At 42.3% G+C, this 23360-nt stretch carries 19 protein-coding genes; 15 read left to right on the forward strand and 4 right to left on the reverse strand.

The genetic code is table 11. The features are described 5' to 3' along the window. Positions 1-244: 244 nt before the first annotated feature. From LMH66_RS13335 to LMH66_RS13345, 3 genes are all read right to left on the reverse strand, one after another. Positions 245-1822 carry a general secretion pathway protein GspF gene (locus LMH66_RS13335; protein ID WP_229370608.1) on the reverse strand — a complete coding sequence of 526 codons (1578 nt, stop codon included), beginning with the start codon at positions 1820-1822 and terminating at the stop codon, positions 245-247. Between the two features lie 101 nt (positions 1823-1923). After that, positions 1924-4368: a LamG domain-containing protein gene (locus LMH66_RS13340; protein WP_229370610.1), complete on the reverse strand. Its 2445-nt coding sequence runs from the start codon at positions 4366-4368 to the stop codon at positions 1924-1926. A gap of 2 nt (positions 4369-4370) precedes the next feature. Continuing rightward, a complete protein-coding gene (locus LMH66_RS13345; protein ID WP_229370611.1) occupies positions 4371-5657 on the reverse strand; it encodes a hypothetical protein in 1287 nt (428 codons plus the stop codon). Between the two features lie 254 nt (positions 5658-5911). Here LMH66_RS13345 and LMH66_RS13350 point away from each other — a divergent pair, with 254 nt between their 5' ends. From LMH66_RS13350 to LMH66_RS13420, 15 genes are all read left to right on the forward strand, one after another. Further along, the gene (locus tag LMH66_RS13350) at positions 5912-8674 is read left to right on the forward strand and encodes a hypothetical protein (protein ID WP_229370612.1); all 2763 of its coding nucleotides are present in this window, start codon (positions 5912-5914) and stop codon (positions 8672-8674) included. Positions 8675-8820: 146 nt separating this feature from the next. Continuing rightward, positions 8821-9582 carry an SH3 domain-containing protein gene (locus LMH66_RS13355; protein WP_229370613.1) on the forward strand — a complete coding sequence of 254 codons (762 nt, stop codon included), beginning with the start codon at positions 8821-8823 and terminating at the stop codon, positions 9580-9582. A 65-nt stretch (positions 9583-9647) separates the two neighbouring features. Next, the gene (locus LMH66_RS13360; protein ID WP_229370615.1) at positions 9648-10304 is read left to right on the forward strand and encodes an outer membrane beta-barrel domain-containing protein; all 657 of its coding nucleotides are present in this window, start codon (positions 9648-9650) and stop codon (positions 10302-10304) included. 76 nt (positions 10305-10380) lie between these two features. After that, entirely contained in the window at positions 10381-10884 is a 504-nt protein-coding gene (locus LMH66_RS13365) for a TlpA family protein disulfide reductase (RefSeq protein WP_229370617.1), read from the forward strand. Between the two features lie 4 nt (positions 10885-10888). Beyond that, entirely contained in the window at positions 10889-11137 is a 249-nt protein-coding gene (locus tag LMH66_RS13370) for a DUF4266 domain-containing protein (protein WP_420709423.1), read from the forward strand. Next, entirely contained in the window at positions 11118-12278 is a 1161-nt protein-coding gene (locus LMH66_RS13375; RefSeq protein WP_229370619.1) for a DUF3570 domain-containing protein, read from the forward strand. The genes LMH66_RS13370 and LMH66_RS13375 overlap by 20 nt, the downstream gene beginning before the upstream one ends. A gap of 47 nt (positions 12279-12325) precedes the next feature. Beyond that, entirely contained in the window at positions 12326-12973 is a 648-nt protein-coding gene (locus LMH66_RS13380; RefSeq protein ID WP_229370621.1) for an AraC family transcriptional regulator, read from the forward strand. A 5-nt stretch (positions 12974-12978) separates the two neighbouring features. Continuing rightward, entirely contained in the window at positions 12979-15180 is a 2202-nt protein-coding gene (locus LMH66_RS13385; RefSeq protein WP_229370623.1) for a CDC27 family protein, read from the forward strand. Beyond that, positions 15180-18437 carry a tetratricopeptide repeat protein gene (locus LMH66_RS13390; RefSeq protein ID WP_229370625.1) on the forward strand — a complete coding sequence of 1086 codons (3258 nt, stop codon included), beginning with the start codon at positions 15180-15182 and terminating at the stop codon, positions 18435-18437. The genes LMH66_RS13385 and LMH66_RS13390 overlap by 1 nt, the downstream gene beginning before the upstream one ends. Then, positions 18412-19317 (forward strand): tetratricopeptide repeat protein, encoded by a 906-nt coding sequence (locus LMH66_RS13395; RefSeq protein WP_229370626.1) that lies wholly within the window; start codon positions 18412-18414, stop codon positions 19315-19317. Before LMH66_RS13390 ends, LMH66_RS13395 begins: the two co-directional genes overlap by 26 nt. A 1-nt stretch (position 19318) precedes the next feature. Then, entirely contained in the window at positions 19319-19657 is a 339-nt protein-coding gene (locus tag LMH66_RS13400) for a hypothetical protein (protein ID WP_102438961.1), read from the forward strand. A gap of 123 nt (positions 19658-19780) precedes the next feature. Beyond that, positions 19781-20434 (forward strand): MotA/TolQ/ExbB proton channel family protein, encoded by a 654-nt coding sequence (locus LMH66_RS13405; RefSeq protein WP_102438963.1) that lies wholly within the window; start codon positions 19781-19783, stop codon positions 20432-20434. Between the two features lie 5 nt (positions 20435-20439). Next, positions 20440-20988, forward strand: a complete 549-nt coding sequence (locus tag LMH66_RS13410) for a biopolymer transporter ExbD (protein WP_102438965.1) — start codon at positions 20440-20442, stop codon at positions 20986-20988. Continuing rightward, the gene (locus LMH66_RS13415) at positions 20985-21515 is read left to right on the forward strand and encodes an ExbD/TolR family protein (protein WP_229370627.1); all 531 of its coding nucleotides are present in this window, start codon (positions 20985-20987) and stop codon (positions 21513-21515) included. The genes LMH66_RS13410 and LMH66_RS13415 overlap by 4 nt, the downstream gene beginning before the upstream one ends. A 1-nt stretch (position 21516) precedes the next feature. Beyond that, complete coding sequence (locus LMH66_RS13420) at positions 21517-22512, forward strand: AgmX/PglI C-terminal domain-containing protein (protein ID WP_102438969.1); 996 nt, start codon at positions 21517-21519, stop codon at positions 22510-22512. 103 nt (positions 22513-22615) lie between these two features. Here LMH66_RS13420 and LMH66_RS13425 read toward each other — a convergent pair whose 3' ends face one another. Continuing rightward, on the reverse strand, positions 22616-23098 hold the full coding sequence (locus LMH66_RS13425) for a GNAT family N-acetyltransferase (RefSeq protein ID WP_229370628.1): 483 nt from the start codon (positions 23096-23098) through the stop codon (positions 22616-22618). Between the last annotated feature and the right edge of the window lie 262 nt (positions 23099-23360).

Raw genomic sequence — 23360 nt, forward strand, 5'->3', positions numbered from 1 at the left:
TTTTGCTGTTTAAATTTCGCCGGAGCTGCGGGGTGTTCTAAGAGGGAGTCGCAGTCCACTCCCTTTTAGTCTGGTGTGGGCGAAGCGCCACGACTTTGATTCTAGTTTTGGTTTTCAGTTAAAATTAATAACAAATATAAAAACAAATATAAAAACAAATATAAAAACAAATATAAAAACAAAAAAGCTCAGAGAAAACCTCTGAGCCTTTCAATTTAACCAGCAAAATAAACTTATATTTTAATCAAACTATCGGCTGAAACGCTGTTAGCGAATCTAACATCGCACTGTTGCCCAAACCTTGTCTTGGTGCCACCATATTGAACTGGCCTTGTTCACCATGAAGCGCCATGTAGTTAAGCAACACCGTATCCACCAGCAAGTTCACGTTATTTGCCGATGGAGCTGATGCGGTATCCACTGAGGCATCAGAGCGCATAAAGCCGATTTGTTGGTTTTGCGCCATTTGATCGGCACTTGAGCCCATTAATTGTGGCTTACCCGCTGGGTTATACACCAAGAAGAAAGATGCACCTGTTGACGAGTTATCTCCCGTCCATTCTCCCTTGCCTCGCCCTTCCATTGAGTCATCAATGCGGCCATTACTGGCAACCGAGCCATCACTGAACACATACATCATCAAAGGTTGATTGCGACGAGCTGCATATTCCAAACATGCGCCCATACAACGCCCTGCGCGTAAATCTCGTAACTCACCAGTACCACGCTCACCAGTGTGATAGTCAAACCCCCCCATAGTGACAGTGCCAGCACCAGAGAATCCATTAACCACCAGTTTCATAATAGAAGCGGTTTTTTGGAACTCTGATTCTGAATCAAATTCATTAATGGTAAAAATACCGCTTGGGCCCACAATGTCAGGATCTAACACAGGGTTAAGCGTCGATGGATCACCAAAACGATCGGCTAAATCAGCACTTTTCACATAGCCACAATTGACTAAGTCTTTAATCACATCATCACGAGTCACTTGAGTGTTCACCGAGGCCATTTTCTGGGCGCTAATGCGCTGGATGCTTTCCATTACCGTTACGGCATCGCGCTGAGATAACAAGTTAAACAAATCACCCACATCCACAAGCCCTGTCACATCAGACGGTCGATCGATTTTAGTTGGCCGCATGCTCAAATCGACAAAATTAGCCGCTGCCATTGAGTTGCCACCAGAGTCAGTGCTGCGCGAGCCAATGAGTGGCATCAGCGAGCCGTTAGCACCAGCCGCCGCAATAGCATACATAGGATTATGTGGGTTATTACCCGTATCGTTATCAGAACGACAAGGGATCACCGCACCATTAATCCGTGATGCGGTATCGGCTGAAACCTTTTCCAATATGCCACGTAAAAATGCAGAGTCGGAATGAAAAGCCAAACCTAAATCTGTATTGATAAAATCAGACATACCAACATCAGGGTTTGCAATCGATGGTGCCATATCACCAGGTAAACCCAGCTTGTTATAGCCAGCTGTCGATAAGAAATCTTGCTGACCACCTGCGCCACCAACCAGCACATTTGAGCCAGCAATATTGGCGCCGCCCGCTAAATCGAAACTGATAAACGGAATTTTACCCGCCCCTTGTACGCTAATACCGCATGAGTCTCGCAATGCTTCTAGGTCAGAAGACAACGCAGCATTGGCTTGGTTTGGGTTAGCAAACATGCTCATTAATGATAAACCCGCGACCGCTTGGCCACCTTTTGCCAGGCCCGTTGAGATAAACTCACGGCGAGTCATGGGTTTACGATGATCGGAAAACAATAAAGGACTGTCAGGGTGAAGATGAGTACGTTTAGTCATGTTGAAGTCCTTTTAAACTCTTTTTTGCCGCCGCTTGATTGTCGATATTCAATATTGGAAACGTCGTAATCTGTGTGGGTATTTTTATCATCATTACGCTCCTATTGAATCAACATCACAGCACTTGCCAACACTGCTGCACATGATGCTTTAGCAATAGTTCGGGTTCGCTCTGCATTACAGTTTGTGCCACACACAGACAAATTACTGACGAGTGAATCCAGCTCGTTATAAACCAAGTTAGCATCTGGCTGACTCGATAAATTCAGCGGCATAAGTTGACCAATTAACGGGTTGAGCAAGTTAGGTCTTTCTGCGCTGCTTAATGCCACGTTTGGCTCTTGCGTGAAGTCAATATCAGGGAACCAAGCGCTGCGTAAGCTATCGTCATCAATGGCGACATCACAATAGGCAATTGCCAGTTGCGTCACACCCATTTGCTGTGCAGAAATAAAGGTATCGATATTTTCGACACTCGGCAGTTGGCTTTTTACTAGTGCATAGGTGTCATACACTTTGGTTGTTTGCTGAGGTACACCAGTTAACTCACTCATTGAGTGGTTAATTTCAGCAAAGTTTCTTAAGCCTATTTGCGCGGTTTCAGTACTTGCTGGTAACTCATCGGGTGTGATTATCACCCCAGGCACAACCACATTTTCATGTTCACCGATTTGCTCAAAAGTGAGGAAAAACTCATCCTGACTGGCACCTTTTTCGAGACCAATAATAGTGCCTAATGCCGACAGCGACATAGGTTCAGCTAACGCCTGACCGCTTTCAATGGCTAAATCTACGTTAGAATAAGCTTGTCCTTGGGCACTTTCTTTACCATTAATCCCGATACGAACTGAGCGCATATCAAATGCTTCAGCCACTGGCGTCCCATCGATATTCACCAATGAAGCGCCAGTAAATAAATAGCTGTAATTATCAAATTGGCTGACTTCAAACATCACATAGGTATTGGGTAAATCAATTAAATGACTTACCGAGAACAGCAAGAAGAATTTCTCACCTACACCAACATCATAGTTTTGGCTGATTTGTTCTTGCTCTAGTACGCGGTTATAAATCGCTAACAAACGAATATCACCCTGCCAGATATGTTGGTTTGAAGCCTCTCGTCCTAAAATCAACGCAAAGCTGTCATCCCAAGATGCCAACGGCGCAATATCTTCATCAGCCACTTCAATTAAGTTGCCATTGACGTAAATTTTTCGCCCTTCTGTAGCGTTATAAGTTAATACCACATGCTGCAGTGTCGCTTGTAACACTTCATCGGCATCTGGCGTACTTAAGGCTGGTTCACCATTGGTGCTTGAAGCTTCAGTGCGCAGCATAAAGTCATAGTTATATTGGCTCTGGCCTAATGTGAAGTTACGTGCATCATCACCTGCTGAATAAGTGACGATTCTTGCAGGCCCTTCTTGGGTGACATTATTTGGTGTTACCCAAGCTTCAACTGAAAACTCACCAGTAGAGGTGATTAAATCATGGAGTTTCTTACTGTTGGCGGTACTAGCCTGCGCTTTACCATTAGTAAAAGATAAGCCCCAACTGCCGAGCCATTCAACATCACCCGTCAGCGATAAATTCGCTTCTGGCGCGATACCAGAGGTATCGTATGCAGTAGAACCCTCGCCAGTTTTGAACTGGTATAAGGCAATGACATCCGTTTCAAATCGACCACCACTTGAAGCGGTAATACCATCCGTTAAGCGTAGTGATTTAGACACCACCATTTCTGGTGAAATTTCATCGACAGCAATTGCATCACTCATCGCTGTCACTGCAGCAAGCATTTCATTGCTATTTTCTTGGCAATTTGTCCAACAGTTATGAAACTCACTGCCTAAACGAACCACTAATCGAGACTGAGATGGCTCATCGATGTTGATGACATTTTTAGCCGACTCGTAGGCTTGAGTTATATCGTTACTGGCAAAGAAAGGTGACTGAGCAAAAGTCGCTCCTTCGTTATGACAATCAACGCAGTACTGACTAACAATGGGGTAAACATGTCGGCTAAATAGCGCACTGTCATCTGGGAAACTTTTGCTTGAACCTGGCTCTCGAATGACTGGCGCAGTTAACTCAATGGTATTGGCGCTACTGACCCGTTCATCTGACCACAATTTGATCCACGAGGTCATGGTTTCACCACAGGCACTATCACTGTCTAACCAACAATTATGGCCACCAGCCACTTTTTCAACTAACCGAGATGAAGCTGGATCAGTTAAGTCAACCAGCGGATTAGTCGCAGCATACGCGTCGTTAACGTCTTCTCGACTGGCAAAATATGGCGCTTGATGTCCTTCTGTATGACAGGCTCCACAGCGATTTTGGGTTGAGATATTGTCCCACAATGAGACTTTATATTTTTGAATGTCTTCAGTGGCAGGCGCAGGACCGGTATACACGCCAGAGTCTGGTTCTTGCTGCTGAGGCGGATTACTTTCTACGTCACCGCCGCCACATGCCGTGAGGGTTAAACATAAACTCAGCACCGAGAGGCTAGATATGGTTTTTTGAGATAATTTCACCGTTACTCTCCCATGCAGTAGTTGCCAACTTCAGCGAATACACGCTTAAGTTGGTATGAGTTTTGTTGAAAAGACTCAGTGGTCGCCGCAATTTGGTTAATATCCTCATTGGACTCTGCATCTCGTAAGCACACGGTTTTAAATACTTTCTTTACTTGGCATTGAGCGAAAGCTTGGCTATTAGCAAACTCCTCACCTAATGACTTAGCACCAAAGCCTTTACCTTCAAGGGTTTCATCCCAGCCAAGCTTTTGGTTAACCCCCTCACGCCAATAGTTATGCCATTCATCATCTTCAGTGACGTAACCGTAAGGGAAACTGGTCGAGTTAATATGGTATTTACCTTGCACTCTGGTGCCTGTATCGGGGTCAACTTGGCCACTTTGGTTGTAAGCAATAGCCCCATTATCACCAACCGGATCAGCTTCAAGGTTAAAATCATATTGATAAAATGCAAACGCTTGAGCTAATGGATCCATGCCACTGTGGCAACCTAAACAGTTATTGATAAATAAGCGACTATCGCCACCAGGGCTGCGGCTAACATCTTGGCGAATTCTATCAGGTGAACGGGTATTATCTTTTAGGGGCTCTAAATCAGTGCACAAATGATTCATTAAGGTAAAACGCACCATGGCTCTGTTTGTACCTAAATAAAAGAATGCTTTGGCAGCCGCTCTACTGGTTAGTACGCCTGCAGTAGCATCACTTGGCAAACCATTTAAGCTAGACTGACTGGTTCGCTCCAAGCCATCTTTTAAATCAATAAACTGATCTTCTAATGATTGGTAATGTTGGTTATTACTGGTGCTATAGGCTGGTAGATTAAGGCTGTTCTTCCCCACATACACCATATCGGCTTGCAGTACCTGCCTGAAATCAACGTCATCTCGTACCGCACCAATTACAGTTGCACTGTAATCATTTAGTGGTGCAAAACTGTCTTGATCGATATTAGTCCAGGGGGTGGCGAACAATTTTAAGGTCGTGGAATAAAAAGCTGGGGTTTCCATTGCTAAATAAGCCGCTTCTATCGGTTTACTATCGCCGAGTAATTGCGCTATATCATTGAGGGTTTGTTCAGATGCGGGAACACCGGCGATACGATCATGTAATTGCTTTGCTTGCTCTAACGTCCCTGCATGAGACAAAGGAGCAAAAACAATTATTGAACCCAGTGTTAATTTATGCAAAAAGGCTCGGGTTTTATTCAGTGTTAATTGCGTTCTTAGCACATTGAATTTATTTGAAAATCGTTGACTTTTCACCGTACAAAGTTGCCTCTTCATACTGTCTCCTTGTCGTTATTTCAGCCAACAAACGCCTTAAGCGGCAGAGTTATAAAAACGCAGACAATGATAAGTATTTCGGGAATCATAAAGCTTGTTGTTTTTATTTTTGTTAACTTTATTTTTTACTTGGCAAAATAATTTTTATTAAAAAGTATTGAAACACTGAGACTAGGCGGCAATAATGTCAAGAGTTATTACATTTTAACTATGTAACGATAACAATAATAACAATTATATATTAAGGGTAATAAATGAAGCCATTTTTCGGCTTAAAGGGATTAGGCCGTAAAACTTTTGACAATAAAGTTTTAGGCTATAAAGCTTTTATTTATCAAGCATTAATGGCGTTTCTTTTTGTTAGCGGTTGTAACACGGATACTGCGCTTAAGGATGAACAGCCTGATCCTGTTTTAGTTGAATACCCTGTAGTTTACATTCAGCGCGATCTCATTACCCAGCCCAGTGATGACAACCCAGAATCCGCTAGTTTTCAAAGTAGAAACCCAAGCCAATTTAACCCTGGCGCACAATTATTTGTAAAACGAAATGCGTTTACTGACTCACCCGTTACCAATATCACCGCCGAACTTTTTGCCGATTTAATCACCGAAGTTCCTGACACTATCCAACGCATAGATATTCGTGATTTATCAGTATCTGATGATGGTCAACAATTTTTAGTCTCTATTCGCGCGCCAGAAATTGCTGATGCCGACGAAGATGAGCAACCAAGTTGGAATATATGGCGTTACCAATTATCAGACCAATCACTGACCCGATTAATAGACAGTGATACGACCGCCGAACAAGGTGATGATTTGATGGCATCCTTTCTCCCTGATGGACGGATTATATTTGCCTCAACCCGCCAGCGCTTATCACGAGCCATTTTACTCGATGAAGGTAAACCGCAATACACCGCTCTCGATGAAAGCCGCGATAACGAAACGTTCAACATCCATTTAATGAACGATGATGGTAGCGGTATTGAGCAACTGACCTTCAATCTTAGTCATGATTTCTACCCACTGGTATTGCAAGATGGTCAAATCCTCTATAGCCGTTGGGATGACATGGGTGGCGACCATGGTATTAACCTCTACAAAATGAATCCAGATGGCACCGAGAATGAATTAATGTTTGGCTGGCATTCTCATCAGATGACTCTCGATGAGCAAGATGAACAAATTGAGTTTGTTAAACCGCAGCAATTACCAAATGGCAATATACTTATGCTGCTGTCATCACAGGATGAAATGAGTTATCAAAAAAGGCCTGTGACAATTAATATCGATGAGTATATTGATAACCAGCAAGCCACTGCGGTATCGGGCGAAACCGACAACACAACTAACAATGCCATAAACGATTTACCGCTCAGTTTTGATTTTAAATTTAACTTCGCAGACGCGCTATCACCTTCTGGGCGCTTAACTCATTTATATCCATTACCTGATAACAGCCAACGTTATTTATTGAGTTGGGATCTTTGTCGGGTTGTTGTTGAAGAACAAATCCGTGCATGTGGTCAATTAACTGATGAACAGTTACTGGATCAAACCTTAGCACTTGCCGATCCCTTATATGAACTTTGGCTACTTAACGATGCCGACGGTACTCAGCAGTTAGTTGCCAATAGCGAAGAAGGTAAAGTGATTACTGAAGCGTTAGTGATGCAACCGTCATCGCAACCTAAAGCCTTTATCGCCGATCAAGTGATTGGTAATGAACTTGATCCACAGTTGCACGAAGAACTCGCTGCGGCAATTCACATTCGCAGCGTATATGATTTTGATGGTCAAGACAGCAGCAGTAATCAAGGCGGTATTAGTCGATTAAGCGATCCTTCATTAACCCCAGCCAGTGAATTACCAGCGCGCTTTTTAAAAATCGTTCGCGGCGTACCTATGCCACCTGATGAAGTTCGTGATATTGCCAATACCGATTTTGGTCGCAGCCGAAATCAATTAATGCGCGAAGTTATTGGCTACACCCCAATTCAGCCAGACGGCTCAGTGAAAATTAAAGTCCCTGCAAATGTACCATTGGCCATCAGTGTCTTAGATAGCAACGGCCAGCGCATTGGTGGTCGCCACAGCCAATGGATAAGTTTACAAGCGGGTGAAACCCTGCAGTGTATGGGTTGTCACACGGCTAACAGCCAATTACCTCATGGCCGTTATGATGCCCAAGCAGACAGCATTAACACAGGGGCGATTGGTGGCTCTGCATACCCTAATGCCAGCAGCAATATTATTCCAATACAAGGTCAAACCATGGCGCAGGCCGATGCTATGGTCAATGGCATAGCAGAGCTATCGTCTAGCCTACGTTACGATGATATTTGGACTAATCCAGCTATCTCAGCGCTAAACCCGAGTATGAATCTGAATTATGAAAACTTAACAACTCCTGCACCAAATGGCAGTGAATGTTTTAATAATTGGACCCCATATTGCCGCATCCAAATCAACTATGAAGAACATATTCAGCCCCTTTGGGATTTACCTCGTTTAGCCATAGACGAAGACACCTTAGAGGTCCTTGCAGATAACACTTGCACCGTGTGCCATAGCAATGTCGATGATAATAGCCTTGCCCAAGTACCAGCTGGTCAGCTTGAATTGATTGCAGCTCCATCAATAGATCAAATCGCTCACCTGACGAGTTATCGTGAGTTATTTTTTAATGATGTCGAACAAGAAGAAGTGGATGGGATCGTTATCGACAAACTAGTCGAAGTGCTAGATGCCGATGGTAACGTGGTTTATCAAGTGGATGCCGATGGCGAGTTGATACTCGATGCCGAAGGTAATCCAATTCCTGTATTAACCACAGTGAATGTACCAGCAATTATCTCGACTAATGGTGCCAGAGCCAGTAGCAGATTTTTTAATACCATGAATGATGAAACCCATCAAAATATGCTGACAGCCGACGAACTTAAATTATTAAGCGAATGGATAGATATTGGGGCTCAGTATTACAACACCCCTTTTTACGCTCAAGATTAGTCGAAAAGACTTTTGATAACTGCCGCCTTAATAAGAGCAACCTTAGTAAGAGATGGCTTGATAAGAAAAACCTTGATAACAGCAAAGTTAGAAGCCAAATAAAAACAACAATAAACAAGGACTAATGATGTTACAAAAAGGAAGCTATGTTTAATTTCGCCTGCCCATTCAAATTCATGTTGGCAGGTACATTACTCTGTTTAACGTTATTGAACTCCAATCTTGCTCACGCTGAATCCTCGGCGGCGCAGTTAACCATTGATGTTCCCTTTGTTGAGCTTCACTCAGGCCCAAGTGCAGGCTATCCCGTCGTACATGTTGTCGAGCAACATGAACAGGTCAGTGTACTACTCAAACGAACATCTTGGCTCAAAGTCCGTGATAAGCGTGGCATTGAAGGTTGGTTTCATGAAGATGACTTACGCGGACTCAGCCAACATGGTGAAGCGATTAACCAGCATGTCATTGGCACTGAAGCCTTTATGCAAAGAGACTGGGAAGCGGGCGTGATGTATGGCGACCTTGAAGGCGCTAACTTTTATAACGTCCACTTAGGCTATGTTTTCACCCCTGTTTTTAGTGCTGAAATATCTGCAGGTAAAGCCTTAGGTAGCATTTCTGATAGTGACTTATTTGAAGCCATGCTTTACAGCCATCCTTTTCCTGAATTTACCTTGGTCCCTTACATTGGTATAGGTGGCGGCATTATCAACACTAAGCCTCACAGTGTTATCGCGGATTCTGAATCACGTCAAAGCACCTTAATGAGTGCAGCGGCTGGGGTTAAATACCATCTCGCACGTAACTTTATCTTACGCGCCGAATATAAACTCTCGTTGGCCTTAACCGACAGAGATGAAAATGAACAACTTCAATCTTGGAAAGTCGGCTTTAGCGTCTTTTTCTAATGGGCATGGGAATAATGAAGGCAATGATGAAAACAGCTATAACAACAAAAATAAGCATTAATACCATGGTAAAAAACGCAATTAAATCTTGTTTAACACTAAGTATCGTCACTTTAGGCATGGGCTATAGCGCCATTGCACTTTCAGCTGAAACTAGCCAATCAAATACCGTCGGAGTTAAAGCCGATGTTGAGCGCCGCGAAGTACTCGATGATGTATTGGATACCGAAAATTTCGAGGTCGGTATTCAAGGTGGCTTGATGTCAATTGAGGACTTTGAAAATAGCCCTTGGATTAGTGCACATCTGGGGTATCACATCAGTGAACACTTTTATGTCAAAGCCAGATATGCAGTCGCTGAAGGCGGATATACCAGTTTTGAAAAGCTTGCTAACACCGCACCTTTACTGACAGATGAAGAGCGCGAAATGACCTACTACGGTCTCAATATTGGTTATAACCTTCTACCTAGTGAAATATTTTTCAGTGAAGATTTAGTCTTTAACAGTGTGTTCTCCTTTGAAGTCGGTGGTGGTAACACTGAGTTTGCCGGTGATGAACAATTTACGGTGAACTTAACCGCTAACTACCGTGTTTTTCTCAATGACTGGGTTGCATGGGATCTGGCGATGAGTGACTACATATTTGACACTCAAATAACAGGCTCATCAAAAACGACGCACAATTTAACCTTTTCTACTGGTATTGCTGTTTATTTTTAATCTATAGCCGTTGGTCACAACCTAGCTCGAAAAAGAGTTAAACAAAAATTAAATAATAAGAAATAAAGGATTATCAATGATGTTATTTAAGCGTGGGTTCATTGCCCTGTTTACCCTATTTACTTTAAGTGTATCGATTCAAGCCAATGCGTTATCAGAAGGCGAGATGGCACCAGATTTCACCTTAAAAAACATGCAAGGTGAGAACCTTAAACTCTCTGAACAGCGCGGCAATATCATCCTGATTAACTTCTGGGCATCTTGGTGTGGACCTTGTAGAAAAGAGATGCCTGTACTGCAAAAGCTTGAAGACAAATATCGAGATTTAGGCGTTGCCGTTTGGGGCGTCAATGTTGAGCAAGAAAACCAAGCAGGTAAAGACTTTCTAACCGATCTTAATTTAAGTTTTGATATCTTTTTTGACGAAACAAACAGCCTATCTGAGACCTACGATGTAAAAGCCATGCCAACGACTGTGATTGTCGATCGCGACGGCAAAGTGCGATATGTGTTCTTAGGTTATCAAGACGGTTACGAGAAAAAATACGCCGCTGCGATTAAAAAGCTGATCAGAGAGTAACCCTATGATGAATCCAATCAAAAAAATGCTCATCCTCATAACGGCCCTGTCGTCACTATTCATAATGTCGGGTTGCTCAAGTTTAGACATAGAACCTTGGGTAAAACCTTATGAACGCCAAAACCTTGCCGATCCTATTATGCGATTTGGTAGGCATCCCATTGCCAATATGCACGTAGCGCATGTATTGGAGGCCCGTGAGTCTGCTCGCGGAGCAGAAGGAACTGGAGGCGGTGGCTGTGGTTGTAACTAAGATGCTCAAGTGCTTATTAAAGACAGCAACACTGACAGGATTAATTCTCTGTTCGCCACTCAGCCTAGCAGCAGTGCTAGAGCCTGATCGCGCTGATGTGCTTTATCACAGCTATGAAGGCGGCGGGATGAAAATTGACGGTCCTTCGGTATTGCTTCGAAAAAAGACCTCAGAATCATTGGCGTTTACTGGCTACTACTACCTCGATAGCATTTCTTCGGCCTCTGTAGATGTGCTCAGTACAGCAAGTCCATATAGCGAAAAGCGCCATGAAGGCCAAGTCGGGGTCGAATACCTCAACGATAAGACCTTAATGACCTTTAATGCCCGCCAGAGTGATGAAGACGATTACCTCGCACAATCCTTTAGCGTTAATGTATCTCAAGATACCTTTGGCGATTTAACCAATTTAAGTCTTGGTGTGTCATATGGTGATAATGAAATACGCCGCAATGGCGATGACCAATTTGAAGAACAAAGCCAGCAGTACCGTATTCGCGCAGGCATAAGTCAAATTTTAACTCGCAACTTAACCGCGCAACTTAACTTTGAAGCCATTGCTGACGAAGGTTACCTCAATAACCCATACCGTACGGTACGCTACATAGATACGACTAACCCATCCGGTGTTGGCTATCAGTCTGAAATCTATCCAGAGACTCGAAACTCGTTTTCAACCAAATTATCGGCAAGCTACTTTCTGCCCTATCGCGCGGCGTTATTTTTTCATTACCGCTACTTCAACGACAGCTGGGAAATTGATGCTAATGATGTCGAACTCGGATACCGCCACCCTATTGGTGACTTCTTAGAACTTGAATTTAAAGTGCGTTACTACCAGCAAACTCAAGCTGAATTTTATAGTGACTTATTCCCTTATCAAGATGCACAAAACTACCTAGCCCGCGATAAAGAGTTAAGTGACTTTAATGACTTAACCTTAGGTCTAGGTGTCACTTATTTAATGCCTGAAAGCTTATCTTTTGGAGATACTCGCTCAGAAGCCAGTATTCAATGGGACTACATCACCTTCGACTACAACAACTTTAGAGATCCCACTGCTGATGGTGGCGTAGGTAACGAACCGTTTTACAATTTTTCCGCTAACGTCATCCGCGCTTTTTATAGCGTTTACTTTTAATCATTTTGCGTAATGTTAGCGATTTAGCCCATTTTCAAGGTAGAAATATGAACAACACAGAACAAGGTACTGGACAAGGTACAGCGCAGGGTAACACTGTTAAGTCATCTACAAATTTTAAAATATGGCTCACTTTGGGGCTATTTATAGCCATTTTCTGGAGCGCGATGCAGCCAAGTTCCGCGTTAGCCAATACTGATAATGACGCGAGTGCTAATGCAATTACTAATGGTAGCGCTGATAGTCAGAGTCAGATAGCAAGCAAACTTGAAAATATTAAAAGCCAAGTCATTAAATTAAATCGTGATTTATTCATTCTTGAAGAAGACTTATTGTTCCCCGCAAGCACTCAAATAGCTGTATTTGTGTCAGTGGATATTGGACGTTTTTTTACCCTAGACAGTGTCGAGCTAAAAATTAATCAGCAAAATGTAGCCGGTTTTTTATATACCCAACGCCAACGTCGTGCACTGGAAAAAGGCGGCATTCAAAAAGTCTATATGGGAAATTTGAAAATGGGACAGCATCAGCTTACCGCTATTTTTACCGGTGTTGATGCAGAAGGTCGCACCGTACAAAGAGCAGTGACTCATCAATTTGAAAAGACAGATGAAACCGTGATGGTGGAATTGAAACTTGAAGATAATGAATCCAGTTATCGTGCAGATGTGAAAGTTGAAGAGTGGGTTTTATAACGGTTATGCCAGTTAATATGAACCAAGCTTTCCCTGACTTTAGCCGCTATGCAGTAGCAACGCCTCAGCTAAAAGCGATATTACTGCTTATCGTTAGCGGCTGTTTTTCAGCTGCAGCTATCAGTGCTGATATGCCCACTGATGTCTCAACTGATGAACTAAATAAGCAACCAACTGAAGTTGCTAATGCAACGACTGCAACTAATTTAACCCTTGCTCAGCAAGCTAACCTGCGCAATAAACTTTATCGCCAAGCCTTATACTTTTATTTTGAAGGTGATTACAACGCCGCATTAAGCCAAGTTAGCCTAAACAGACAGCGCTTTGATGCTGATACCGCAAAAAGCCATTTGTTTGAAGCTGGCTTACAGGTATCCATCGGTTTACATCATCAAGCTACAGAGACGTTGGCCACGTTCGAGAAAGCATTAATTCAACAACAAGCAGACGATAAGTTGGCAGGTATTGAGCCACCAACCGAAGATAAACAAGGCAATAAAACTGCCACCTCTGCTGATGAGCTAAAGCTTATCGCGCTACTACAGTTGTCAGAACAACAAATAGAGCAAGGTAAACACAATGCTGCCCAGCAAACCCTCGCTAATATCACTCAACTGCCTGCTTCATATGCTGAGCAATATCAGATCCTACATCAATTGGCATATTGGCCTGCATCTGTGACTCCTTCAGCGAAAATACTTGATGAGTCAGCCGCGGGATCAAACCAAGCAGATACTGAATTAACTGCAAAGTCAGCATTATCTGCTTACGTCATGCTTAACCAAGCACTGCAATTGATGCAAGCAAAGGATTATCAACGCGCAGAAACACTGCTGGTACGCATTAAAAACATAAACTTAGCAGCAACTGAAACGAATTTCTGGCAAAGCTTATTTACCGAAAAGAGTCCACAACAACGAGCTCAAGTTTCTAGTAAAAATGTTAATAAAGAAATCACTGACATAAGCATAATGACAGCTGATGAATTAAAGGCAGACAAACAAATCCAGCAGCAAGCCATTAATGATTATGCTCAATTATTGTTAGCCCAAATGTATGTTAAACAAGGTCTATACCAAGCAGCATTCGATCAATTACAAGATTTTCCTGAGCACAGTCCTTACACTGAGTCTGCACTATTTCTATTTGCCTTCTCAGCTCAGCAGATCAAGCAATATGACACTTCACTGGCATTGCTTGATTTATTGAAACGTGACTATCAATACTCCCAGCTCGGTTGGCAATCAGCATTACTCATTTCTGCTCAAATTAAACAGCAAAACACGCTTTCTGAGAGCCTGTATAGCTATCAACAAGCCGAGCAACTCTATGTTGAACAATTAGCTGACTTAGCACGCTTTCATACTGATATTAAGCAAACCGAATTAACGCCATTATTGTTCAACACCAATATAAACCCTCAAATGGGAGCTAATGGTCAATGGCTGCAAAAAGCATTAGAAAATCCAGAGCTGAAACACGATATTGATACCTTATCTGAGTTATCACTGTTAACGAGCAATATTGACCGTCAGCAGCAAAAAAATGCCTGGATAAAAGAGAGTTTAACACTCAATAAACAGCGTCAAGCTCGCATCATCGAACAGCAAAGCCAAATCCAGTATCCTGAATTGATTCAGCAGTTAACCAATCAAAAACAGCTGTTAGCACAAAAAATCACTGAGGCTGAGGCACAAGAAAACGCAGATGTTTTTACCAATGACGCAGAGCAAGCATGGCTAAAACGCGTCAATGAAAGTGAAAATATTATCAAGGCTATTAGTGGTCAGCGCAGCACTGAAGAGTATCAACAAAGACTAAGCCGCGTTAAAGCTGTCCTTAACTGGGAGTTGCAACAGCAATTTCCTCAAAGATTATGGCAACATAAAAAATTACTTAAACAAGTCGACCAACAACTCGTACTGGTGAGTCAGCAGCAACAACGCTTTGCTCAGTTAGCCAATTCTCAGCAACAAACCACTGCGTTTGAGCAGCGCCAAGCTCAAGCAGAAACGAGACTGGTTACAACAACTCAAAATATCGCAGCACTTGAAGCCTCAACCAAAGCTCAAATTCAACAAAAAATCTCAGTCTTTGTTTCTGAGCAACAAATTCAACTTGAACAGTTATTACTGGCCTCTCGCCATGAAATGGCGGCTGTATTAGAGCAAATGTCCCAACCTGTTATAAATGGGGAGGAATTATAATGACCCCATCAAAACCAACGCTCTCTTTACTCGTTAGCTGCATGATCATTGCTGGCGTCAGCGGTTGTAAAAGCACCCTAGATACTCAAGCTAATAACAATCCTAAAAGAGCGACATTAACTGATTTAGCCAAACAACAACCCCAAGTTTCATTGGACTCACTTGCTCTGACAAAAGTGCAGCGAAGCCAAAAACTTGCGCAAATTTATCAGCAATTACTGACATTAGAACCCAACCCAGAAGTCAGAACACACGTTGAATATCGTCTGGTTCAAATTAAGACTGAAAATCTTGAAGAGCAAATGTTTGGTGAGCTTGAAACCACAGTTCTTGATGAAGATACAGGGGTTAACTCGTTAGCTGCAGAGCAAAAAGCTTTGCAACAGTTCAAGCAAAACGATCAACAGCTAGTAAAATTAATCGCTGAGTATCAAACACTATTACAGCGCTACCCTAATCGCGCTGATAACGAGCATCTGCAGTATCAACTGGCAAAAGCGCTAGATTTGCAAGGCCAGCTAGATGAAAGCTTAATCGAGATGGAATCGTTATTATCCCGCTATCCTAACACTCAATATTTGGCGGAGCTTAACTTTAGGCGTGGCGAAATCTATTACAACTTGCAAGATTACCCTGCTGCAATAAGCGCTTATAAACAGGTTCAATCAGCTGATAACAATGATAAATATTTACTCAACAGCATTTATATGTCTGGCTGGTCACTGTTTAAACTGAATCGCTTACCTGAGGCTGATAGTACCTTTTTAGCCGTGTTCGATACGATTTTAGCTAACCATAAACCAAAGCAAAATGAGTTAACCGCAACGGATTTCAGTTTTGCCAGTTTGAGCAGTCGCGAGCAAAACCTAGCAATTGATGCGCAGCGAGTGTTAAGTATTTCACTCAGTCAGCAGCAACAATCCGTATCCTTAGTTGCACTGGTGACATCAAAACAAGACACGCGTTACTTACCTATTTATCAACATGTTCTATTTGATAACTTAGCAAAATTCTTACTGAAACAAGAGCTGCAACATGATGCAGAGCTGGCCTATCAAGCCTATATCGATTTGGCACAAGATAACATTTGGTCTGCTCGTTACTCATTGGCTTTACTTGAGCTTTATCAGCGCCAAGGTAAATTTGCTTCAATGCATAAACTCAAAAATGATTATATTAACCAGTACGGGTTAAATAGCACTTTTTGGAGTCAAGCAAGTGCAAAGCATCAACAAGAGTTACTGCCTCATTTACTGGCATTTAGTGATGAGCATAGCCGCAGAGTTTACGCCAACGCGCAAAATCAGCCTGCAGGCATTGGCCGAGTAAGCGCTTTTAAAGCGGCTGCAAATGCATTAAGTACCTACTTACAACTCGCAAAACTGCCACAAGCAAGCAGCTTACTCAGCAAAGATATTCACATTGATGAATACCTGTTTGCTGATGCTAATTTTGAAGCCCAGCAATTTAGACAAGCACTTAACAGTTATAAAACTATCGCTTATGGTGAAATCAGTTCTATTGATGATTCGGTTCAAGCAGACCAGCCAAACCAACAAGCTGATCACTTAAGCCAACCAAATAAGCAGCTAAACCAAGAGCAGATAGCCCTCAAAAAGCAGGCTGCTTATGCAACCACAATCACAATTCGAGAAATCCTAACGCCGCTGCAAAATCAAGCTAATGCAAATTTGGATAGCACTCAGGTCGTTGTCCAAGAGAGGGTCGCCTTAGATAAACAGTTTATCGCCAACTATCCAGATGATAAACGCGCTCTAGAGCTTGCAACTCACGGCGCCCAATATTCATTTGCATCGAGAAACTACCTGGATTTAGCCCAGTTCAGCGAATTTGTATTAGTGACTCACGGTGTCATTAATCACCCCTCTGAGAAAAGTGCAGAACAAATAGCGGTAGTAGCGCGGCAAACACCTGATGAATTAGCCAGTGTACAAAAACCTCAGGCTTATATCGCCCTAGATAAATCAAGTATTATCAACCCAGTACAGCACGGTAAACAGCTGCCTAAAACTCAATTAAAACAAGTACAACTTGTGACTCAGTTATATGCTCACGGGTTATATCAGCAAAGCCAATATGCCCTTGCTGAGCAATCTTATAATCTGGCGTTAAAATATTTAAGTGTCAGTCAAACACCGACAGCGCAGCAAGCGACATCACGAGTTGAAATGCGCGATTTATTAGCATCAAGCATTTACTTCCAAGCACAGGCTAACAAGAACGACAATCCGCAACTTGCTGTTGTTGATTTATTACGGATTAGCAAAGCTGTGCCTGAATCAAAATATGCAGTCAGTGGCGAGTTTGAAGCAGCGAATATCTTGCTTTCGCAACAGCAATGGCAACAAGCCATTACGGTATTGGTGCCATTTCAAAAACGTTACCCTAAACATCAATTCAGTGCATCAATCCCAGCAAAACTTGCTCAGTCATATGAAGCATTAGAACAATGGGAATTGGCTGCTGAGCAACTGTTGATTATTGTTGCCAATGAACCCAAAGGAGCGCTAAAGCGCGAGGCGCAATATACTGCTGCGGAGTACTACCTCAAAGCAGGCGAAACCGAAAAAGCCCGCTTAACCTATCGAACATACGCTAAAGATTACCCTGAGCCTTTTGATGTAGCACAAGAAGTACGCCTTAAAATGAGCGAGTTTTATCAAGTTTCTAACGAGCCCAACAAGGAATATTACTGGTATCGCCAGATATTAACCTTCCACGCTAAGCAGCAAGCTAAAGCGAATACCTTTGCTGGGCGAGAAATTGAAATTGCCTCAATTGCAGCGTCTGAATTAGCCCAAGCACACCAGCAAACATTTATCGCGATTAAGCTAACCGCGCCATTAAATAAAACCTTGAAGCGTAAACAAGACGCGATGAAACAAGCTATTGGTTATTACCAGCAAGTGTTGGACTTTCAACGAGCACAATATGTGCCGCAAGCGACCTTTAACTTAGCTGAAATGTATCGCCAGTTAGCGGCTGATGTTATGGACTCTGAGCGCCCTAGTGACCTAGATGAATTAGCGCTGGAAGAGTACGAAATATTGCTTGAAGAGCTCGCCTATCCATTTGAGGAAAAGGCTATTGAAATTCATATCAGTAACACTGAGCGAGCTTGGCAAGATATATATGACCAATGGATTGGCAAAAGCTTCGCAACCTTAACTGAGCTGTCACCTGCGTTATATAACAAACAGGAGGTGACACATGATGTCGTTGAATCAATTCACTAAACCTTTAATTAAGAGAGTAAACAGGCGAGTGAACAATAAAGTGAATAATAAAGTGAATAATAAAGTGAATAACACACTTTCCTCAGCTCATGTCACCATCAAGTTATTACTAGGTTTCAGCCTAATGATCTTGTCTGCATGCTCAACGATGACGAATGATCAAGCGAGTGAAAACGCCGAAGCTAACGGTATTGATGCCCTAGATAGCAGTATGGTGGATATGGTCAACACAGATGATGGCAATGCTAGCTCTGTGGCAAATGGCTCTGTAGGGAACAGCTCGAACAAGCAAACAACAAGTAATGGCGCTTTAAATGACATAACAGCCAACAATTACAACTTATATGCTGAGCAAGCACAGCAACGTTTAACCAATGTACCCAGTACGGTGTTAACTCAGTATCAAGATGCGCTTGCTCTGATGAAACAACAGCAATTTGATCAAGCTGATGCATTATTTGATCAGGTACTCTTGGCGCAGCCAACCCTATCAGGTGCATTAGTAAACAAAGCCTTAATCGCCATTAATAAAAGTGACTTTAGTCAGGCTGAATCTTTGTTAAATCAAGCCATTGCCGTTAACGATAAAAACCCTTACGCCTTTCAGTTGAAGGCCCTTGTAGCAAGAAAGCAAGGTCAATTTGAACAGGCAGAAAAAGATTATTTAACCGCATTATCTATTTGGCCTAATTATCCAGAAGCACAAGTTAACCTCGCTATTTTGCTCGAACTATACCGAGGAAAACTATTGGATTCGAGACGTTATTATCAATCCTATTTATTGCTAAAACCTGATGATGTTCAAGCCCAGCGATGGTTGGCTGGCGTTGAAATAAAAATTCAGCGAGCTGGGCTCAATTTGCAACAAGGAGAAGGATAAGATGGTTAGTTCATTAACCCCGATGACAACATACCGTGTGAACGCAGTTGTTATTGCTGTTATGACACTCTTGCTGCTATCAGTCATTAGCATGGACCAGCTTAATGCCGCTGAAAACGTCAGCACAGCAAACAAACCCGTATTAATTGAAAGTAAAGTGACCGGCACGCAAGAGCAACCCAAAGTGCTTTACATCATGCCTTGGCAAGGCATAACCAATCCTGTAGCAATACAAGATAACAATATGCAAATCATCTTGCCGCAATTCAAACCGATTAACCCTAAAAAGTTCCAACAAGAGGTACGTGATTTCAGTGTGAATACTTCATCAAAACAATAAAGGGTGTATTCACCAAGATAAAAGTTTAACCCGAAGCAGTAACAAAAAAGCAGTAACAAAAAATAACTACATTTAGGACGAGTCAAAAACAACTTCGTTCGACTCTATAAAAAGGAAAATATCATGAGTTTTACCGACCATATCATTGCATTTTTACAAAATGGTGGCCCGTTCATATACCCTATCGCCCTAGTATTAGTCGTCGGTTTGGCCATAACTATCGAACGTTGGTTATATCTCAGTTCAGCTCATCGCACTAACCAAAAAGCATTCTCGTTAATCAAAGAAGCACTTAAAAGCGGTGATGTCGCGACAATCAGTCAACATGCGCAAAATAATAAAGCCCCAGTATTTGATGTTTTGCAATCTGGTATCGTCAGAATTTCACAAGCTAATCGCCGTGAAGATGTGGAATACGCCATGGAAGAAACCATCATGGAGTACATGTTGAGACTTGAAAAGCGCACGCCATTTATTGCTACCTTAGCCAATATTGCTACTCTACTTGGTCTACTGGGTACCATTATGGGGCTGATTGCCGCGTTCTCTGCGGTAGCCAGTGCAGATCCAGCTGAAAAAGCTAACCTGCTGTCTTCCAGTATTTCTGTTGCAATGAACACCACTGCATTTGGTCTTATTACCGCTATTCCGCTAATTCTATTTCACTCAACACTGCAAACTAAAACTGCGACTATTGTTGATTCAATTGAAATGGCTGGCATTAAATTACTTAATTCACTGTCATTTTCTAAGCAAGCGGATTCGGACCGAGGCTAATAATTATGAGACGCCGTCGTCGCCCTAATACCGAAGATGCAGAACTCGATATCACTTCATTTATGAATTTGATGATCGTGCTCGTACCTGTGTTATTACTGAGTTTGGTATTTTCACAAGTACGGATACTAAATCTGCAATTGCCTGTTATGTCAGAGTCTCAACAAGCTGAAGATGATCAAGAACCCAAAGTATTGGAACTGGTCATTACTCAGCAAAGTCTTGAACTCAACTACCCTGCAGGCATATTACTTAAACGTTTTGAAACAACAGAACAAGGTTATGATTTCAAGGCTTTGTCTGTGTACTTACAAGACCTTAAACTGACTTTTCAACAACAAGAAATCGATAAAAATGACATAGTGCTTTTGCTTGAATCTGATATCGATTATCAGACCATTGTGACTGCAATGGATACCGTGCGCTCATACAAAGCAGTGGTTGCGGCTAACCTAGTCGATGCTGAACTGTTTCCGCTTATTTCATTAGGCGATGCACCTGAAGAATCACTTGCTGAAACACAAGTAAGTGAAACCACAGGAGGCAAATCATGAAGCAATCACCCAGAGCTAAACGACTTGCTAAGCACCATAAGCGCTTTAAATCAGGTGGCAAACTTAACTTAGTTGCCTTGATGGATATCTTTACGATTTTGGTATTCTTCTTGATTGTGAATCAATCTGAAGTACGCGTTCTACAAAATATCGAAAAGATAAAGTTACCTGTCTCTATTGCTGAAGAACTGCCAGTTGAAAACCTGGTTATCACAGTACTTGAAGATACAGTGCTTATCCAAGAGCGAGCTGTTTGGCAAAATAGTGCTGATAAGCCTAACTTCAGTGAACAAGAAAACCTTGAGTTTATCGAAGCGATGACTACTGAGCTTACATACCAAGCGAGTAAACGTACTGAGTTAACAGAGTCAGAACAGGAAAAAGGCCGTGCCGTCACCATTATTGGCGATAGCAGCACACCTTATATGGCGTTAAAGCAAATTATGGCTGCTTGTGCTGAAACGGGATATAGAAATATGTCATTAGCCGTTGAGCGCCAAGCCAGTAAAACGGCTGAGGAGGGTTAGCATGACAGCAGCAAGCTTATCCCATTCGTTTAATGGCAGTAGCCCAAATGGTAATAGCTTTAACGACATAGGTGATTTATTTAAGCCCAGTAAACAAGATAGGTTATTTAAACAGATCTTAGTGTTACTACTGGTGATTTACGCTGTGTTCGGCATCGGTGTGCCTTTACTTGAGCAAGTTGAAGTGCCAAGAGAAGTTAAAGAGCAATTACCCCCGCAGTTAGCGAAAATAATGCTTAAAGAAAAACAACTTCCAGTGCCTGAAAAGCCAGAGGTTATTCCTGAGCCTGAGCCAGAACTTGAAAAAGAACCGGAAAAGGTTGAAGAGAAACCTGTCGATAAACCTGTTGAAAAACCAATAGTACAGCCGACAATGACCCGTGAGGCCGCAAAAGAAAAAGCACAAACTTCAGGGCTAGCAGCCATGAAAGATGAGCTTTTTTCAATGCGTGAAGCGTTTGATATCAAACCGGCATCTCAAAGTGCCCTTGAACAAACGCAGGCGCAAGAAGTGAAAGTCAAACGTAAGATGTTAGCAGCTTCGGCCAATACCCAAAGTGAGAGTTTAACCACCTCTACCGTCAATCAAACCGTTGCGTCAGATGCTTTAAGCACTAAAAACACCCAACAAATTAGGTTGGCAGAAGAGGAAGTGTTAGCTACTCAAGGGGCTATTGCCGAGGAAGAGCAACTGGCTTCTGCGGGAAGCCAACGTTCAGAGGCAGCATTACGCCGCACACTTGAGGCGAACAAAGCACGTTTATATGCCTTGTATAATCGAGCTCTGCGTAAAGACCCTTTCCTCAAAGGTAAAGTCATGTTTGAGATTGAGATCCTGCCTAATGGCAGCATTAGTCGGGTTGATATTCAATCAAGCCAGCTTAACAATGCCAAATTAGAGCGCCAACTAAAGGTTGTGTTACGTTCAATCACCTTCCCTGCAGAAGATGTTGCAACAATGACAACCATTTGGGCGATCGACTTCTTACCCAGCTAGACAGAAGTAAGCGATAAATGATTAATTAATTTTTATCAGTTAACAATACGGCCAATTGGCCGTATTTTTTTTTATTTGCTTAAGACTTAAAAAGTAAAACTGATTAAAGCACTTGTTTCATGATCTTAGCATCAGGGCCATAACTTGCGTTAGCCGCCTGCTCATGATCAATCTCAAAGCCCATTTTTTGCCAAAAAGGGACTGAGCCTTGTATTGCCACAAGTTGTATTTGTGAGTAATTGTATTGCTTAGCAATTAATTTTAACTGCTCAACCATTTGCTTACCGACTCCAGAGCCTTTTAATAGAGCAGATACCGCTAAATCATGTAGAAACAACTGACTACCCTCCTTTTTCTCAGAAAGTGTCTGATAGAGCTTAGGAGGCGTTTTATTAGCCCAAACATGAGCCAATAGATAAGCCATTACCTTTTGCTCTTCATTTTGATAGACAAAACAGCAGTGAGCAGAATGCTGCCATTTATCCCGAAGGACTTCGAGCGGCTCTGGTTCAATATCCACATACACTTGCGATTGGAGTTTATAGATTTCAGGCCACATTGACTCTGTAATTGGATTAATTGGCATTTCGGGCAGACTCTGAATGTAATAATTTAGAAAGTAATAATTTGGAACGTAATAATTTGGAACCTATAACTTATCCATCATACAAAAATAATCATAAGGCTCAATCGATAAGTGATAATGGATAAATATGAGAAGATAAATCATAAATTTTAGGCAACAAAAAGCCCGTCATAAGACGGGCTCTTGCTTTAACCGTGAGGCTAAATTTGGCTGGGATACCAGGATTCGAACCTGGGGATGCCGAGATCAAAACCCGGTGCCT

The sequence above is a fragment of the Shewanella sp. 10N.7 genome, from assembly GCF_020806285.1.
In the GTDB taxonomy this organism is placed as follows: domain Bacteria; phylum Pseudomonadota; class Gammaproteobacteria; order Enterobacterales; family Shewanellaceae; genus Shewanella; species Shewanella electrodiphila.